Origin of the sequence: Variovorax sp. WS11, assembly GCF_010499245.1 — a bacterium.
GTDB lineage: Bacteria > Pseudomonadota > Gammaproteobacteria > Burkholderiales > Burkholderiaceae_C > Variovorax.
In genome coordinates this window covers 2811224-2827979 of the sequence record NZ_JAAGOW010000001.1, presented here as the reverse complement: position 1 = coordinate 2827979, position 16756 = coordinate 2811224, and the positions used below count along the sequence as shown (strand labels likewise).

Sequence of the window (16756 nt, the reverse complement as noted above, 5' to 3'; positions counted from 1 at the left end):
CTGGCTCAGGCGAATTCCAGCAACGTCTCGATCACGCGCTGCGTAGCGCCGTCGAGGGCGCCGTGCGCCCGGTACGCAATGGCCAGGTGGCGCGTGAGCTTGGGGCTCAGCGGCAGCGTCTGCACATGCTCGCCGGCGTGGGCGGTCGTCCCGTCGTCGGGTGCGGGCAGCAGCGCCACGCCGTAGCCTGCGGCGACCAGGCCGCGCATCGCGACGTCGTAGTCGTGCTCGATGCGCGCGCGCGGCGCGAAGCCCGCGCGGCCGAACCACTCCATGGTCAGTTCGTACATGCGCGAACCCGGCTGGTTCATGATCAGCGGGTGCTGCGCCAGCCACGCAGGCGTGGCGCGGCGCGGCGCCTGCCAGCGCGCCGGCACGAAGGCCATCATGGGTTGCTCGCGCCAGGGCGTCAGCGCCACGCCCGGCGTCGCAGGCTGCGGCAGCGCGATGATGGCCAGGTCCAGCGTGCCGGCCAGCAGACCGGAGACCGAATAGGCCGAGCCCAGGAAGCTGGGCGTCAGCACGATGTCGGGGTAGCGCTCGAGCAACGCATGGAACACCGGCGGCAGCAGGTCGACCACCACGCTGGTGGTGCTGCAACCGATGCGCACCTGGCCGGCCAGGCCCTGGTGCTGGCGGCGTACCGCGTCGATCGCGTCGTCTGCGTCACGCAAAAGGCGCCGGCCGCGCTCCACCAGCACTGCGCCGGCCGGGGTGGGCGTGACGCGCCGCGCACCGCGCACGACCAGCGGCGCGGCGAGGCGCGATTCGAGCTCGCTGACATGGAGGCTCACGGTGGGCTGCGCCAGGTGCAGGGCCTGCGCGGCAGCGGAGAAGGTGCCGAGGTCGGCGATGGCGACCAGGGTGCGGAGCTGGTCGAGGTTCAGGTGACGCATCAGGAATCCTGATTGGTGGCTTCAGAAATCTCAACTTCCACAATAGCACGCGGCAGCGCACCATCGGGCTCCATGACAGGAGAAGCGCGATGGAATTGAGGATGCAACTGCCGTTGATCGAATCGCTGATGCGGGTATTCGCCAGCGGCCTCGCGCGCTTGGCCGCACGCCGCCGTGCGCGCCGCCAGGCGCTGCAGCTTGCAGCGATGAGCGAGCACGAGCTGCTCGATCTGGGGATCGGCCGCAGCGAAGTACCGGCCCTGCTGCGCGCCGCGACGCAGGCGGGCACTGATCACAGCACACGGGGCTAAGGGCGCGGGCGCCTGTTAAGCCACCCTGCGCGTCGACTCCCGAACCACCAGCTCCGGCCGCAGCACCACGGTGGAAGCCGACAGCGACTTGCCCTCGATCTCATCGAACAGCATCTCGGCCGCGCGCCAGCCCAGTTCGCGGTGCGGCAGGCGGATGGTGGTGAGGGGCGGATCGACCATGTCGACCAGCGGCATGTCGTTGTGGCCGGTGATCGAGATGTCCTGCGGCACGCGCAAGCCTTGGGCGCGCATCAGGTCGTAGGCGCCCAGGGCCACGAGGTCGTTGCAGCACACGACGGCCTCGGGCCGCTCGTTCTGCGCGAGCAGTTGCTCCATGGCCTGGCGGCCGGCCTCGCGGCTGTAGCTCTCGCATTCGGCGACCGCGGCCAGCGCCAGACCGCGGTCGCGCAGCGCCTGCTCCACGCCCTGGCGCCGGGCCACGCCGGTGGGCACGTTCTGCGGTCCGGCCAGATGCGCGATGCGCCGGTGGCCGGCTGCGACGAGGTGATCCACTGCCAGCTTCATCGCCAGCCGGTCGTCGCTGACCACCGCAGGTAAGCGCCCGCTCTCGTCGGCGCGGTTCACCAGCACCGTGTGCATGCCGGCCTTCTGCAGGTAGTCGATGAGCGGGTCGTCGCGCATGGCGATCGCCATCACCAGCCCGTCGACCTGCTGCGCCAGCATGCGCTCGACCACCGGGCGGGCGAGCGCGGGGTCCATCACGTTGGTCACGAACACGAAGTAGCCGCGCGCCGCGGCGCTGGCCTCGACGCCCTGGAGGATGGGCGGGAACACCGGGTTGGTGATGTCGGGCACCAGCACGCCAATGGTGTGGGTGCGGCCGGTGCGCAGGGCCGAGGCAGCGCGGTTGGGCCGGTAGCCCAGGCGCTGCGCCGCCTCCTCGACCACGCGCAGCACTTCCTCGCTGATCAGGCCGCGCTTGTCCGGGCTGAGGGCGCGCGAGACGGTCGAGACATGCACGCCGGCGGCCAGCGCGACGTCGCGGATCGTGACCGTGGAAGGCGGTTGTGGGCTCATTTCATGCAAACGATTGATTTCGTTGATGCCAAGAGTATCGCCTTGTTTTCATTGGGGACTCTCGTAAACCCCGATTTTTTGGTGAAATTCTTCGACGTCATAATCTGCAAACGTTTGCAGACAACCACCAAGGCCCCATGAACATCGTGACCACCCCCGATTCCGTGCTCCGCATGGCGACCGCCGCCATGTCCCGCACGCCCGACGAGCGCCTGCGCACCGTGATGGCGGCGCTCACCCGCCACCTCCATGCCTTCGTGCAGGAAGTGCGCCTCGGCGAAGAGGAGTTCGAGCAGGCGCTCGAGTTCATCGTCGCCATCGGCCAGGCCACCGGCGAGAAGAAGAACGAGGTGGTGCTGGCGGCCGATCTGCTGGGGGTCTCCACCCTGGTCGCGCTGCTGAACAACCAGGACCCGCAGGGCGAATCGCCCGCCGCGCTGCTCGGGCCCTTCTGGCGGGCCAACGCGCCGCTGTGCCGGGCGGGCGAATCGATCGCGCGCTGCGACACGCCGGGCGTGCCGCTCGAAGTGACGGGGGTGGTCCGCGACACGCAGGGGCGGCCGCTCGCGGGCGCCATCGTCGATGCCTGGCAGGCCTCGCCCGCGGGCCTCTACGAGAACCAGGACCCGCAGCAGGACGACATGAACCTGCGCGGCCGCTTCGAGACCGATGCCGAGGGCCGCTTCCAGTTCCACACCGTGCGCCCGGCCGGCTACCCGGTGCCGACCGACGGGCCCTGCGGCCAGCTGCTGCGCGCGCAGCAGCGCCACCCCAACCGGCCGGCGCACCTGCACTTCATGGTGAGCAAGCCGGGGCACAAGGTGCTGATCACGCAGGTCTTCGCCGACGACGACGAAAACCTGGAGAGCGACCCGGTGTTCGGCGTCACGCGCCGGCTGATCGGCCGCTTCGAGGCGCAGCGCGACGTGAAGCCGCGACGCTGCAGCATGACTTTGTGCTCGAGCCCGGCGAGATGAAGTTCCCCGCCCGCCCATTCCCGAATCCACTCTTGCCAGACGTCCATCGCATGAGCTTCGATCCCACACCCGACTCGACGGCGGGTCGTCCGTCATCACTCAGGCGGCCTCGGCGCCATCGGCTACGCCACGGCGCAGCGCCTCGCGGCGCTCGGTGCCAGCTGCGTGCTGCTGCACCGCGGCGCCGACGACGCGGCCCAGCGCGCGGCCTCGCTGCCCGCCGCGGCCGGCCAGCGCCATGCCGCGCTGCGCGCCGACATCGTCGACACGCCCAGCCTGCAGAAGGCCGCGGCCGACGTGAACGAGCGCTACGGCCGCTGCGACATCCTGGTCAACAGCGCGGGCCACACCCGGCCCGTGGCCGCCGCCGACCTCGACGGCCTGACCGACGAGCTCATCGACGAGCTGATGCGCGCCAACTTCCGCGGCGTCTTCGCCACCATCCGCGCCTTCGCGCCGCTGCTCAAGGCCGGCGGCGACGGGCTGGTGGTCAACATCTCCTCGATCGCGGGCTTCACCGGCGTCGGCAGCAACCTGGCCTACGTGGCGGCCAAGGCCGGGCTGGACGTGGTGGGCGATGCGCTGGCCAAGGCGCTCGCGCCTGCGGTGCGGGTGGTTTCGGTCTCGCCGGGGGCGGTCGAATCGTCTTTCGTGCCGGGGCGCGGCGAGGACTTCAAGGCCAAGATGGCGACGACCACGCCGCTGGGGCGCATCGGCAAGCCGGACGACGTGGCGGCCACCGTCGAGGCGCTGGCAACCACGCTGCGCTTCGTGACGGGCACGCGCATCGTGGTGGATGGGGGGAGGCACCTGTGAACGCGAAAACCTTGATCACCTGCGCCGTCACCGGCAACCTGGTGAAACCAGAGCAGACGCCGCACCTGCCCATCACGCCCGCCCAGATCGCCGACGAGTGCCTGGCCGCCGCCGAGGCCGGCGCGGGCCAGGTGCACATCCATGTACGCGACCCCGAGAGCGGCAGGCCCTCGATGCAGGTCGAGCTCTACCGCGACGTGGTGGACCGTATCCGCAAGCAGAACCGCGAGCTGATCATCAATCTGACCACCGGCCCCGGCGGCCGCTTCATCCCGAGCGAGGACGACCCCAAGGTCTACGCGCCCGGCACCAGCCTGCTGCCGCCCGAGAAACGCGTCGAGCACATCGCGCTGATCAAGCCCGACGTCTGCTCGCTGGACCTCAACACCATGAATTCCGGTCCCGACGTGGTCATCAACACGCCGAAGAACGTGCGTCGCATGGCCAAGGTGATCCGCGAGGCGGGCGTGAAGCCCGAGCTCGAGATCTTCGATTCCGGCGACATCCACCTGGCGCTGGACCTGATCGCCGACGGCACGCTCGAGGGGCCCGCGATGTGGACCCTGGTGCTGGGCGTGAAGTACGGCTTCATGCCCACGCCGCAGACCGTGCTGTACGCGCGCGACATGCTGCCGCGCGGCGCTTTCTGGAGCGCCTTCGGCATCGGCCGCATGGAGTTCCCGATCGTGGCGCAGGCCTGGCTGCTGGGCGGCCATGTGCGCGTGGGCATGGAGGACAACATCTATCTCGCAAAAGGCGTGCTGGCCGAGAGCAATGCGCAGCTGGTGGCCAAGGCGCGCGACATCATCGAGAGCCTGGGCGGCGAGATCGCGAATCCGCGCGAGGCCCGCACGATGCTCGGCCTGGCCGGGGGAACCGGCCGATGAGCGCAGTCCTGAACACGGCGACGGCCGCCCGCGCCGTGCGCCTGCACGAGAAGGCCGCGGCGCTCGATACCTTGAAGCTCGACATCGCCGAGCAGCGCGAGCCTGCCGCCAGGCCCGGTTTCGCCGTGGTGCGCGTCGGGGCGGCGGCGGTGAACCCCAGCGACGTCAAGGCCAGCCTGGGCCTCATGCCCCAGGCCGTGTGGCCGCGCACGCCGGGCCGCGACTTCGCGGGCGTGGTGGTCGCGGGCCCGACCGAATGGGTGGGCCGCGAGGTCTACGGCTCGGGCGGCGACATCGGCATCACGCGCGACGGCTCCCATGCGCGCTTCCTCACGCTGCCCGTGGCCGCCCTGCGCGATCGCCCGCGCAGCATCTCGATGGACGAGGCCGGCGCGGTGGGCGTGCCCTTCGTCACCGCCTACGAGGGTTTCCGCCGCAGCGGCATGCCGCAGGCGGGGCAGACGGTGCTGGTGCTGGGCGCCAACGGCAAGGTGGGCCAGGCCGCGGTGCAGCTCGCCGCGCAAGGCGGCGCGCGGGTGATCGCGGTGCAGCGGCGCGCCGGGCCCTTCGAGGGATTCGCCTGCGGGCCGGTCGACGTGATCGATGCCGGTACAAGCGACGTCGCCGCACGGGTGCGCGAGCTCACCGGCGGGCGCGGCGCCGACATCGTCTACAACACGGTGGGCAGCGCCTACTTCGAGGCCGGCAACAAGTCGATGGCCAAGGGTGCCACGCAGATCTTCATCGCCACGCACGATCGCGCGGTGCCCTTCGACATCTTCGCGTTCTACCGTGGCATGCACACCTACGTGGGCATCGATTCGCTCGCGCTGGACTGCGAGGCGGCCACCGCGCAGCTCGATGCGATGCGCGAGGGCTTCGAGCGCGGCACCCTGAAGCCCTTCCCGGTGGCGCGCGCCTTCACGCTCGACGAGGCGGCGGACGCCTATCGCCTGGTGCTCTCCGGCAGCACCGACCGCGTGGTGCTGCGGCCCTGAAGACGCGACCGCGAATCCGCAGCCGGCCCCCAACGAATCCAAGTAGGAGTAGGAATGCCAGTCACCCAGCACCCCCTCCCCAGATCCGTACGTGCGGAGCTACCGCATACGGCTCCTGCCTTGGGTCGTGACGATCAGACGCTGGTTCGGGTAAGGGTGGCAGATGGTCGGAACAGGCAGCCAGTGCGCCATCAAGCGATACATGCGTCGCCAAGGCAGGTCGTGGCTCTGGCTGCGGCGGCACAACGTGCGGTGCCACAACCCGACGACCTGGAAGCGGAATGCCCTCAGCCGCGCGCCGTTGCACGGCACGCCGAAGTAGCGCGCATGCCCAGTCACCACCGCCCGCAGGTACTGGCCCTGCTCCGGGATGGGTTGGTGCATGCGCCTTCTGAGTTCGAGCTTGACCACCTGCAGTTTGGCTCGCAGGCGTTTGGCACTGGTGAGTCGCAGGACCATGAAGTGGCCCTTCCTCGTCGTCCCGCAGCAATGCGTGAACCCCAGGAAGTCGAAGGTCTGCGGCTTGCCTTGTCCCTTGCGGCGTCGGTTCTCGCGGGCGAAGCGCCCGAACTCGATCAGCCGCGTCTTCTCGGGGTGCAGCTTCAGCCCGAACTGGCCCAGCCGCTCGGCCACCGCGCGCTGGAAGCGCTCGGCATCGTCGCGGAACTGGAACCCGGCAACCCAATCGTCGGCGTAGCGCACGACGATCACGTCGCCTCGGGCATGGCGCCCCCTCCACTGCTTGACCCACAGGTCGAACGCATAGTGCAGGTAGATGTTGGCCAGCAGCGGGCTGATGCTCCCACCCTGAACCGTACCCAACTCACTTTGCGTCAGCCTGCCGTCTTCCAGCACGCCCGCGTGCAGCCATTTCTTGATCAGCCGCACCACGCGCGCGTCAGCCACGCGGTGTTCGATGAACTTCACCAGCCAGTCCCTTTCGATCGTGTCGAAGAACTTGGCTATGTCCGCATCGAGTATCCAGTTCACTCGTCTGCTGCTCACACCTACCGCCACGGCATCCAGCGCGTTGTGCGCGCTCTTGCCGGGCCTGAAGCCGTAGCTGAACCCGAGGAAGTCCTGCTCGTAGATGGCGTTCAACACTTCGACCGTGGCGCGCTGCACGAGCTTGTCCTCCAGCGCCGGCACGCCCAGCGGGCGCTTGCTGCCGTCGGCCTTGTCGATGTACACCCTCTTGACAGGCTGGGGCCGGTAGCCCCCTCGGGCCAGCCGCTCGGACAGTTCCAGGAGGTTGCCCTCCAGGTCCTGCCCGTACGTCTGCCAGGTCTGGCCGTCCACCCCGGCGGCCGCATCGCGCTTGAGCGCAAGGTAGGCCGCCCGCAGGCGCTCGACCGCGTAGATGTGATGCAGCAGTCCAGTGAACCTCGCACCACGACGGCCCTTTGCCGTCTGTCGTATGCCATCGAGCGCGGTTCCCATGTCATAGACCCGCACCGATCTGCGGGACATGCGCGCCGCGATGGCATTGCCCTTGGCCTGCCGCCTTCCCTCCACCGCCTCCGCCGCCGCAGGGGCTTCCCCCGCGGCCTTGTTCGGCAGCTTCTTCGGTACTACGCAGCAGTCCGACTTCCCGCGCCCGTGGCTCATCGTCGTACGCCCTTGGGCTTCACGATGCGCTCTGCAGCCAGCGCTTCCCAGCGCTGCGCAGAAGGACGCGGGATCTCCCGGTTCCCGTGCGAGGTGTTTCCGCGCGTGCGCGGGGTCTCTGACCGCGCGGGGTCCGATGCCGCCTCGCCAAAGCGGCAGCATCGGTGTGGCCTTCGGCTTTCTCCGACAACCTCGGCACCCCGGACCACCCGCAACTCTCGCCGCGGGGCATGTATTACGCGGCTCGATACCCGGCCCGCGCGTACCCCTGTCAACGCTTCGCCCACACCCTCACGAATGTGTACGCATGACTCGGGGCCGCCGTAGCTGGCTAAGCCTTCAACGTATGACTCTTTCATTCACAACACCTCGCCGGTTTTGACCGGCGCACCGGAGACAAGACCATGACGACATTTCTTCCCAGCCGCCGCCAGCTGATCGCGGCCGCATTGGCGGCCTGCGCCTTCACCGGCGCCCAGGCCCAGGGCGACTGGCCCAAGGGCCAGACGATCAAGCTGATCGTGCCTTTCACCGCCGGCAGCGGCACCGACATCGTCGCGCGGCTGGTGGCCGAGCGCCTGGGCCCTGCCCTGGGCACCAGCGTGATCATCGACAACAAGCCGGGCGCCGGCGGCACGCTGGGCGCGGCGCAGGTTGCGAAGGCGCCCGCCGACGGCTACACGCTGCTGGTCCACTCGGCGGGACACCTGGTCAACCCCTCGATCTATCCCAACCTCAGCTACGACACGCTGAAGGACTTCGCCGGCATCACGCCGATGGCGAGCCTGCCCAACATGCTGGTGGTGGCGCCCAACCGCTTCGCCGACGTGAAGGACCTCGTCGCGCAGGCCAAGGCCAAGCCCGGCGGCTTCAACTACGGCTCGGCCGGCAACGGCTCGGCCACGCACATGAATGCCGAGGTGTTCCGCCTGGCCGCGGGCGTGCAGGCGCAGCACGTGCCCTTTCGCGGCACGCCCGAGGCGATGACCGAGGTGATGGGCGGGCGCATCGACTGGTTCTTTGCGCCGATGGTGTCGGCCCTGCCGCTGGTGAAGGACGGCAAGCTCAAGGCCCTGGCCGTGGGCACCGGCAAGCGCTCGGCCGTGATGCCGCAGCTGCCCACCACGGTCGAAGCGGGCGTGCCCGGCTCGGAGTACCTGTTCTGGGTCGGCCTGTTCGCGCCGGCCAAGACGCCGAAGCCGGTGGTCGAGCGGGTCCAGGCCGAGGTCGCGAAGATCATGACCGCGCCGGAGCTCAAGGAGCGGCTGGACAAGCTCGGCGCCGAGGCCTTCACCATGCCCTCGGCCCAGTTCGATCAGTTCATCGTCGACGAGACCACCAAGGCGCAGCAGGTGGTGAAGGCGGCGGGGATCAAGGTGGATTGAGCGCTACTCGTAGACCACCAGCGGCCCGCAGTTCTCGTCGGTGACGAAAAAGGCGATCAGCTTCGCGGTGCGCGACGGGTCCGGGTTCTCGGCGAACACGTGCAGCGTGCCGGGCGGCTCGAAGAAGCTCTGGCCGGCCTGGTAGTCGGCTGCCGGCGTGCCCTGCAGCTGCGAGCGGATGATGCCCTCGGTCACGACCGCGGTGACCGAGCCCGGATGCCGATGCGCCGGCGAGAAGGCCAGCGGCGGGAACTCCACCAGCACCGTGGTCTGGGACTTGCCGGGCACGTTCGGCAAAGGCTCGCAAGACAGCCGCTTCACAACGGTTGCGGGTCGTGCCGCGGCGCCGGCCGGCGCAGGGGCGGAGGCGAACATCGGCCGGCCGAGGCTGCTGCAGAGATCGTCGAACCATTGCACGGCCGAACGCGGGGCGGCGGGCGCAAGCAGCAGCCATCCGGCGGCCAGGCCGAGCGTGGCGAGTGCGGCGGCGCGGCGCGGCGCTGCGGTGCGAGCGCCTTCGGGCGGCCGGGCGGCGCTCATCGCAGGACCTCCGCCGGCCAGCGCAGCGCTGCATGCCAGCCGAGCTCGCGCCGGGCCTTGTCGCTGCTGACTTCGGGGCCGTCCTCGGCGATGTTGTAGATGCCGCGGGCGTTGCGTTGAACGGCCAGCAGGGCCGCCCATGCCGCCGCTTCGACGTGGACCGGACTGGCGCCCCGGGGCGTGGGCGTCGAGGTGCCCGGGCCGTAGATCTGGCCGTAGCGCAACACCGTCCCGGCCAGGCCGCGCGTCCCGAGCGTCAGTTCTTCCAGGGCCGCCACGCCGCGAACGGTGATGCCGCGCGGATCCGCGGCGGTGATGTCCAGCGGCTGCTCCTCGCGCCACGGCTTCGGGCCGGGCGCATACGCCCAGGCGACGCTCTGCGCGATCAGGCGGCCGCAGCCCGCGGCCAGCGCCGCGGCGACGAGGTTGCGCGTGCCTTCGCTGCGCACCCGCGCGTTGCGCACCACCGCCTCGGCCATTCGCGCCGGGTCCAGGTCGCGCGGAAGGGCGGTTAGCTGATGGATCACGATGCCGGGAGCGATCCGCTTCACGGCCGATGCCAGGGCCGGCGCGTCGAAGACGTCGACCACCACCGGCGTCACCTCCTGCGCCTCCAGGGCCTCGGCCCGTTCGGAGCGGCGAGTTGTGCCGTACACCGCGTAGCCGGCGTCCACCAGCAGGGGGGCCAGCACCGACCCGATGGCGCCCGTGGCGCCGGCCAGGAATATCTTCATCTTGCAGAGCCTTTCCTCGATCTTCGGAGGCTCAGCTTAGGTCTACGATGCACCAGGACAAAGATCCAAGAATTGCACAAACGACTGGGCCATGATGGACGCGCATTCCCTCCGCGCCGAGCTGCTCCGGCTGGACCGGCGCCAGGCGGCACCGCTGTACCGGCAGATCTGCCAGCGCCTGCGCAAGGCCATCGAGCAGGGCCTGCTGCAGCCGGGCGAACGCCTCGCCTCGGCGCGCACTCTGGCCGGCGAGCTGGGGGTGGCGCGCGGCACGGTCGAGCTCGCCTACGGCCAGCTGGCCGGCGAGGGCTATCTGGTCGCGCGCGGGCAGGCGGGCACGGTGGTGTCTCCGCAGCTGCCGCACTCGGCACCGCCGCCCCCTGCGCGCGCAGGTGCGCCGGCGCTGCGCGAACCGCCGCTGGTGCCGGTCTCGGCGCCCCCGCCTTTTCAGCTCGGCATCCCTGCCCTCGACGCCTTTCCGCGCAAGCTGTGGGCGCGGTTGGCGGCACGCAGGATCCGCGCGACCACCATCGCCGACATGAACTACGGCGACCCCGTCGGCCATGCGCCGCTGCGCGAGGCCATCGCGACCTACCTCCTGGTGTCGCGCGGCGTGGCTTGCAGCCCGGGGCAGGTGTTCGTCACCGCGGGGCACCGCGCGAGCCTGGCCCTGGTTTCGCGCGTGCTGCTCGCCCCGGAGCAGCGCGTCTGGGTCGAAGACCCGGGCTTTCCGCCGACGAGCGAGGTGCTGCAGAGCGCCGGCCTGCGCGTGGTCCCGGTGCCGGTCGATGCGCAAGGCCTGCGCGTCGCCGAGGGCCGGCGCCGCGCGGCCGACGCGAGGCTGGCGGTGGTCACGCCCTCCCACCAGGCACCGCTGGGCTACTCGATGAGCATGGCGCGCCGGCTCGAGCTGCTCGCCTGGGCGCGGGCTGCGAAGGCCTGGATCGTCGAGGACGACTACGACGGCGAGTACCGCTATGCCGGGCATCCACTGCCGGCACTGAAGAGCCTGGACCGGCAGGACCGGGTGCTCTATGCCGGCACCTTTTCGAAGGTGCTCCACCCGGGCCTGGCGCTGGCCTACCTGGTCGTGCCCGAGCCGCTGGTCGAGCGCTTCGCGCGGGCCGCCCGCATGGGGTCCAACGGCTGTTCGACGCTCGGCCAGGCGATCGTCAGCGACTTCCTCCGGGAAGGCCACTTCGCCCGCCACATCAAGAAGATGCGGCTGCTCTACGCGCGCCGACGGACGATGCTGGCCGCGGAGCTGCAGCGCGTCTTCGGCGAGGCGGTACACATCGAGCTTCGCAGCGGCGGCATGCATCTGATCGCCAGCTTCGAAGGGCTGGGCAGCGACACCGCCTTGAGCCTGCGCGCACAGGAGGCCGGCCTCAACTGCCGGGCCCTGTCGGAGCGCTATGCGGGCAAGCCTGCCCTCGAAGGGTTGCTCATGGGCTTCGCCAACATCGCATCGGAGGCCGAGGCCAGGCGCCTGGTGGCCAGGCTGCGCAGGGCGCTCGTTGTGGGCTAAGCCGCGCTCACCGCTTCGGAATTTCCAGCGGGCCACCGCGCTTCGCGGCGTCGAGCACGATTTGCGTGGTGAAGCTCCTGACGTTCGCGTCGTGCAACAGGCAGGCGTTGCAGAACGCGTCGTAGGCAGCGAGATCCGGCACGATGACCACCAGCACGTAGTCGACGTTGCCCGCAACGCCGTAGCACTGTTGGACCTCGCCACGCTGGATCACCTTGTCGCGGAACGCCTGCGTCGCGCGCGCCGATTCGTCGACAAGATCGACATGCACGATCGCGGTCAAGCCCAGGCCGAGCTTCGCGCAGTCGAGCGACGCCGTCTCGGCCACGACGATGCCGGTGTCACGCAGACGCTTCAGCCGCCGCTGCACCGCAGCGGCCGACAAGCCGACCTGGGCGCCGATCTGCTCACTCGGCACGCGTGTGTCGTGCTGGTAGAGAGCGAGGATTTGGCGATCGAGCATGTCGAGGTTCATGGTGTCGGTCGGCCGCATCGGCGGCACTCAAGATGCGGCGTGGCCGCGAAAGCGGGGGTCGAATCGAGGCCGAAAGCACCGGCCGCTTGTGCACACTCCCTGCATGCCGATTATCGAGACCCCCCACCGACTCTCGCTCGCCAACATCGAGCGCGCAGCCACGCTAATCGACCCGGTGTTCCGCGACAGCCCGCAGTTCGAGTGCGAACCGCTGTCGCAAGCGCTGGGTGCGTCGCTCCTCCTGAAGGTCGAGACGCTGAATCCGCTGCGCTCGTTCAAGGGCCGCGGCGCCGACTTCTTCATGCATGAGAACGCCGCCCGCCTGCGCGGCCGAACCCTGGTGTGCGCGACCGCCGGCAACTGGGGCCAGGCCATGGCCTATGTGTGTCGCACGCGGCAATGGCCGCTCGTCGTCTACAGCGCGACGACGGCCAACGCGCTCAAGGTCGAGCGCATGCGCGCGATGGGCGCCGAGGTGCGCTTGCACAGCGACGATTTCGACGCGGCCAAGGAAGAGGCCCGGCGTTTCTGTGCCGACACCGGCGCCGCGTTCGTCGAAGACGGCCAGGAAGCGAGCATCGCCGAGGGCGCGGGAACGATCGGGCGCGAACTGCTGCGCCAGCAACGCTTCGACACCGTGCTCCTGCCGCTGGGCAACGGCGCACTGGCCACGGGCGCCGGCCGCTGGATCAAGGCCCATGCGCCGGGAGTCCGTGTGGTCGGCATCTGTGCCGAGGGCGCCGATGCGATGGCGGCCTCGTGGCAGCAGGGTCGCGTGGTCGAACGTGAGGCCGTGCGCACCATCGCGGACGGAATCGCGGTTCGTTGTCCGGTCCCCGCAGCAGTGGCCGACATGCAAGGCACCGTTGACGAGGTGCTGCTGGTGAGCGAGGAGGCCATCGAGCGCGCGATACGGCTCGTCTTTTCCGCTGCCGGCCTTGTGAGCGAGCCCGCCGGCGTCGTTGGGGTCGCTGCCGTGCTGGAGCACCCGTCCCTGCGGTCCCAGCGCCTGGCGACGGTGCTGTGCGGCAGCAATCTCACCAACGAACAGGTGGCTCGCTGGATCCATTGAGGACGACACCATGATCGATCACGTTTCGCTCGGCACGAACCACTATGCCCAGGCGGTGGCCTTCTACCAGCGCGTGCTGGCACCGCTGGGCCTGACCCTGCTGCGGGATACCGGCGCCGAAGCAGCATTCGGCATTCCGTCGCATTGGTCGTTCTTTCTCTACCCCGTTCCCATGGAGGAAAGGGTGACGGCGCGTGGCACCCATCTCGCGTTCGGTGCGGCCTCGCGCGCCGAGGTGTCGGCAGTCCATGAAGCGGCGATGGCTGCATCGGCGAAGGACGTGTTCACGCCGCGCGAGCGGCCCGATATCAGCCCGACTTACTTCGGCGCAATCTTTCTCGACCTCGACGGTCATCGGATCGAGGTGCTGACGAACGCGAACTGACTTGCGTCCCATGGCGCGCCGCACGCGTTTGTGGACTAAGCTGCGCGCTGCCATGCCCCAAGCCCTCCTGCTCCTGCTGCATCTGCTCGCCGCCGCCTTCTGGGTGGGCGGCATGGCCGTCATGCACTTCGCCGTTCGCCCTTCCGCCGTCGCGGTGCTCGAGCCGCCGCTGCGGCTGCCGCTGATGGCGCAGGCGCTGTCGCGCTTCTTCGCCGGCGTCTCCGTCGCCATCGTCGTGCTGCTGGCCAGCGGACTCGGCATGGTCTGGCGGGCGGGCGGCTTCGCCCGCGTGCATTGGAGTGTGCACGCCATGATGGCCATCGGGCTGGCGATGATGGCCGTGTTCCTCCACGTCCGCTTCGCGCCTTATCCGCGCCTGCTGCGCGCCGTCGCCGCCCGCGAGTGGCCGGTGGCCGCGGGCCAGCTCAACACGATCCGCCGGCTGGTGGAGCTGAACATCGCGCTGGGCGTGGCGGTGTTCGCCCTGGCGATCGTGGGGCGGGTGCTATGACCTTCAGGTCGGCATGACCAGCTCGTAGCTGGTGCTGCGCCCGCCGGACCCGGACTTCTTCAACACCCCGCGCGCCACCAGGTCGCCGATGTCGCGCAAGGCCGTGTCGGCGGAGCACTTGGCGATGGCGGCCCACTTGCTGCTCGTGAGCTTGCCCTCGAAGCCGTCGAGCAGGCGATTGAGCAACTTGATCTGCCGCTCGTTGAGCGGCAGCTCCGCCCAGCGCTGCCAAACGCGGGACTTGGCCAGCACGGCGGACAGCGAGGCTTCCGCGCCCTCGACGGCGCGCAAGAGGCAGCCCAGGAACCAAACTAGCCAGGGCGTGACGTCCATCGGGCCCTTTTGCGTGCGCTCCAGCATGTCGTAGTAGTCCTTGCGCTCGCGCTGGATCTGGGCCGAGAGGCTGTAGAAGCGCTGCGCGGAGCGGTCCGCGCGGGCCAGGGCCATGTCGCCGACGGCACGTGCGATACGGCCGTTGCCGTCGTCGAAGGGGTGCAAGGTGACGAACCAGAGGTGCGCGAGGCCTGCGTGCACGAGCCGATCGCCCTCTGTGGACAGCTCGAACCATTCGAGAAAGCGGGCCATCTCCGCTTCGAGCCGCGGCGCGGGCGGCGCCTCGAAGTGCACCTTGCGCCGGCCGATGGCGCCGGAGACCACCTGCATCGCTCCACTCGCATCGTCACGCCAGGTGCCGGTGCGGATCGGCGCGAGGCCGCTGTAGCCCGTCGGGAAGAGTGCCGCATGCCAGCCGAAAAGGCGCTCTCGCGTGAGCGGCTGCGCATGCGCGCCGGTGGCGTCGAGCACCATGTCGACCACGCCGTCGACATGCCGGTCCGCGGGCGCCAATGCGCCTATGTCCAGGCCCAGCCGGCGGGCGATGGACGAGCGGACGGTCTCGGGATTGAGCCGTTCACCCTCGATCTCGCTGGTCTTGACGACGTCGTCGGTCAGCACCCGCAAGGTGGTGGCATCACGCTGCGATAGGCCCACGTCGGCCATGCGGCCTCGAAGATGCCCCTGGGCGGCGTGAACGGCGGCGAGCGGTGCGGCGAGAACCGTGAGGTCGTAGCGCAGGCGCGGCCAGCCGGGGTCCTCCCAGATGTAGAGGCCTTCGTCGCTTTCGCCGCTGTTCATGCGGAGATTGTGCGCCCATTCGCCGCACACGGCTGGCTATTCGCCGCAAAAAATGCGGTGAATAAGGCCTCTATTCGCCGCAACGGCAGTGCCTCTAGATCACGCCCGCATCGCGCAGCGCCGCGCGTTGCTGCTCGTCGAGCCCCATCTCGGCCAGCACCTCGTCCGTGTGCTGCCCGAGCGCCGGCGGCGCGTGCCGCAGCACGGGCGGCGTGCCCTGCAGGCGCAGCGGGCTGGCGACGCCCACGATCTGCGCGATGCCGTCGCCGGCCTGGCGCGGCAGAGTTACCGCGAGGCCGCGCGCCTTGACCTGCTCGTCCTCGAAGGCCTGGGCGATGTTGTTGATCGGGCCGCAGGGCACGGCCTTGTCTTCCAGCAGCGCGATCCACTCGGCGGTGGTCCGGGTGCGCGTGACGGTCTCCATCATCGGGATCAGCACCTCGCGGTGCCGCACGCGCAGGGTGTTGGTGGCAAAGCGCGGGTCGCTCGCCCATTCGGCCTGGCCGGCCGCCTCGCAGAAGCGCGTGAACTGGCCGTTGTTGCCGATGGCCAGCAGCATCGCGCCGTCCTTGGTGTGGAAGTCCTGGTAGGGCGCAAGGCTCGGATGGCTGTTGCCCTGGCGCTGGGGCGCGACGCCGGTGTTGAGGAAGGCGCTGGCCTGGTTGGCGAGGATGGCCATGCCGACGTCGAGCAGCGCCATGTCGACGTGCTGGCCCTCGCCGGTGCGGTGCCGCACCTCGATCGCGGCCAGGATCGCCGTGGCCGCGTAGACGCCGGTGAAGAGGTCGGTGAGCGCCACGCCCACGCGCAGCGGGCCACCGCCGGGCGCGTCGTCGGGGCGGCCGGTGATGCTCATCATGCCGCTGGTGGCCTGGATCATCAGGTCGTAGCCGGCGCGCGAGGCATGCGGGCCGTCATGGCCGAAGCCGGTCACGCTGCAGTAGACCAGGCGCGGGTTGATGGCGCGCAGGCTCTCATAGTCCAACCCGTACTGCCTGAGCCCGCCGGTCTTGAAGTTCTCGACCACGATGTCGGCCTGCGCCGCCATCTTCTTGAGGAGCGCCTGCCCTTCCGCGGTCGCCATGTCGATGGTGACCGAGCGCTTGTTGCGGTTGCAGGACGTGAAGTAGGTGGCCTGGTCGGTGTCGCGGCCCTCGGCGTCCTTCAGGAAGGGCGGGCCCCAGGTGCGCGTGTCGTCGCCGACGCCGGGGCGCTCGATCTTGACCACGTCGGCACCCAGGTCCGCGAGGATCTGGGTGCACCACGGGCCCGCGAGCACGCGCGAAAGATCGAGAACCTTGATGCCGTCGAGTGCTGCCGCGGCCATGTCAGGCCTCCCGCCGGGCCGCCCCAAGGGAGGCCTGACCTTGCAGGTCGCGCCGCCGCGAGACGCGACGGCTCTTCGTGCCGTCCAAGCCTGCGCAGGCAGGCTTGGAGCCGCGGCACTCAGCCCCCTCGGGG

16 protein-coding genes and 2 pseudogenes are annotated in these 16756 nt (G+C 69.9%); 10 read left to right on the top strand and 8 right to left on the bottom strand.

Annotated features, from left to right (window positions below):
• Window positions 1–5: 5 nt before the first annotated feature.
• Window positions 6–896 carry a LysR family transcriptional regulator gene (locus tag GXN78_RS13960; RefSeq protein WP_106560746.1) on the bottom strand — a complete coding sequence of 297 codons (891 nt, stop codon included), beginning with the start codon at window positions 894–896 and terminating at the stop codon, window positions 6–8.
• A gap of 89 nt (window positions 897–985) precedes the next feature.
• Here GXN78_RS13960 and GXN78_RS13955 point away from each other — a divergent pair, with 89 nt between their 5' ends.
• Window positions 986–1207 carry a DUF1127 domain-containing protein gene (locus GXN78_RS13955; protein ID WP_106560747.1) on the top strand — a complete coding sequence of 74 codons (222 nt, stop codon included), beginning with the start codon at window positions 986–988 and terminating at the stop codon, window positions 1205–1207.
• Window positions 1208–1222: 15 nt separating this feature from the next.
• On the opposite strand, the gene GXN78_RS13950 is transcribed toward GXN78_RS13955, so the two are convergent.
• On the bottom strand, window positions 1223–2245 hold the full coding sequence (locus GXN78_RS13950) for a LacI family DNA-binding transcriptional regulator (protein ID WP_106560748.1): 1023 nt from the start codon (window positions 2243–2245) through the stop codon (window positions 1223–1225).
• A 137-nt stretch (window positions 2246–2382) separates the two neighbouring features.
• Here GXN78_RS13950 and GXN78_RS13945 point away from each other — a divergent pair.
• The 4 genes and pseudogenes from GXN78_RS13945 to GXN78_RS13930 form a co-directional block, all read left to right on the top strand.
• Window positions 2383–3245, top strand: a pseudogene (locus GXN78_RS13945) (dioxygenase); the annotation flags it as partial.
• A gap of 27 nt (window positions 3246–3272) precedes the next feature.
• Window positions 3273–4038, top strand: a pseudogene (locus GXN78_RS13940) (SDR family oxidoreductase).
• Entirely contained in the window at window positions 4035–4925 is an 891-nt protein-coding gene (locus GXN78_RS13935) for a 3-keto-5-aminohexanoate cleavage protein (RefSeq protein ID WP_106560751.1), read from the top strand. The pseudogene GXN78_RS13940 and the gene GXN78_RS13935 overlap by 4 nt, the downstream one beginning before the upstream one ends.
• Window positions 4922–5923, top strand: a complete 1002-nt coding sequence (locus GXN78_RS13930) for a zinc-binding alcohol dehydrogenase family protein (protein WP_106560752.1) — start codon at window positions 4922–4924, stop codon at window positions 5921–5923. Before GXN78_RS13935 ends, GXN78_RS13930 begins: the two co-directional genes overlap by 4 nt.
• A 99-nt stretch (window positions 5924–6022) precedes the next feature.
• Here GXN78_RS13930 and ltrA read toward each other — a convergent pair whose 3' ends face one another.
• A complete protein-coding gene (ltrA, locus tag GXN78_RS13925) occupies window positions 6023–7531 on the bottom strand; it encodes a group II intron reverse transcriptase/maturase (protein WP_164255457.1) in 1509 nt (502 codons plus the stop codon).
• Window positions 7532–7935: 404 nt separating this feature from the next.
• Between ltrA and GXN78_RS13920 the strand changes: the two genes are divergently transcribed.
• A complete protein-coding gene (locus GXN78_RS13920) occupies window positions 7936–8916 on the top strand; it encodes a tripartite tricarboxylate transporter substrate binding protein (RefSeq protein WP_106561065.1) in 981 nt (326 codons plus the stop codon).
• A gap of 3 nt (window positions 8917–8919) precedes the next feature.
• Here the strand turns inward: GXN78_RS13920 and GXN78_RS13915 are convergent, their stop codons facing one another.
• Together GXN78_RS13915 and GXN78_RS13910 are read right to left on the bottom strand one after the other, a co-directional pair.
• Window positions 8920–9456 carry a cupin domain-containing protein gene (locus GXN78_RS13915; RefSeq protein WP_106561066.1) on the bottom strand — a complete coding sequence of 179 codons (537 nt, stop codon included), beginning with the start codon at window positions 9454–9456 and terminating at the stop codon, window positions 8920–8922.
• Complete coding sequence (locus tag GXN78_RS13910; protein ID WP_106561067.1) at window positions 9453–10190, bottom strand: NAD(P)-dependent oxidoreductase; 738 nt, start codon at window positions 10188–10190, stop codon at window positions 9453–9455. Before GXN78_RS13910 ends, GXN78_RS13915 begins: the two co-directional genes overlap by 4 nt.
• A gap of 91 nt (window positions 10191–10281) precedes the next feature.
• Here GXN78_RS13910 and GXN78_RS13905 point away from each other — a divergent pair, with 91 nt between their 5' ends.
• Complete coding sequence (locus GXN78_RS13905) at window positions 10282–11718, top strand: PLP-dependent aminotransferase family protein (protein ID WP_106561068.1); 1437 nt, start codon at window positions 10282–10284, stop codon at window positions 11716–11718.
• 7 nt (window positions 11719–11725) lie between these two features.
• Here the strand turns inward: GXN78_RS13905 and GXN78_RS13900 are convergent, their stop codons facing one another.
• Window positions 11726–12193: an Lrp/AsnC family transcriptional regulator gene (locus tag GXN78_RS13900; RefSeq protein ID WP_164255455.1), complete on the bottom strand. Its 468-nt coding sequence runs from the start codon at window positions 12191–12193 to the stop codon at window positions 11726–11728.
• Between GXN78_RS13900 and GXN78_RS13895 the strand changes: the two genes are divergently transcribed.
• From GXN78_RS13895 to GXN78_RS13885, 3 genes are read left to right on the top strand one after another with little or no spacing between them, the layout of a single operon-like run.
• Window positions 12192–13265 (top strand): threonine/serine dehydratase, encoded by a 1074-nt coding sequence (locus tag GXN78_RS13895; protein WP_204162223.1) that lies wholly within the window; start codon window positions 12192–12194, stop codon window positions 13263–13265. The genes GXN78_RS13900 and GXN78_RS13895 overlap by 2 nt on opposite strands.
• Window positions 13266–13275: 10 nt before the next feature.
• Entirely contained in the window at window positions 13276–13650 is a 375-nt protein-coding gene (locus tag GXN78_RS13890; RefSeq protein WP_106561071.1) for a VOC family protein, read from the top strand.
• Between the two features lie 52 nt (window positions 13651–13702).
• Complete coding sequence (locus tag GXN78_RS13885; RefSeq protein WP_106561084.1) at window positions 13703–14161, top strand: CopD family protein; 459 nt, start codon at window positions 13703–13705, stop codon at window positions 14159–14161.
• 3 nt (window positions 14162–14164) lie between these two features.
• Here the strand turns inward: GXN78_RS13885 and GXN78_RS13880 are convergent, their stop codons facing one another.
• On the bottom strand, window positions 14165–15295 hold the full coding sequence (locus GXN78_RS13880; protein WP_106561072.1) for a Fic family protein: 1131 nt from the start codon (window positions 15293–15295) through the stop codon (window positions 14165–14167).
• Between the two features lie 94 nt (window positions 15296–15389).
• Window positions 15390–16622 carry a CaiB/BaiF CoA-transferase family protein gene (locus GXN78_RS13875; protein WP_106561073.1) on the bottom strand — a complete coding sequence of 411 codons (1233 nt, stop codon included), beginning with the start codon at window positions 16620–16622 and terminating at the stop codon, window positions 15390–15392.
• Between the last annotated feature and the right edge of the window lie 134 nt (window positions 16623–16756).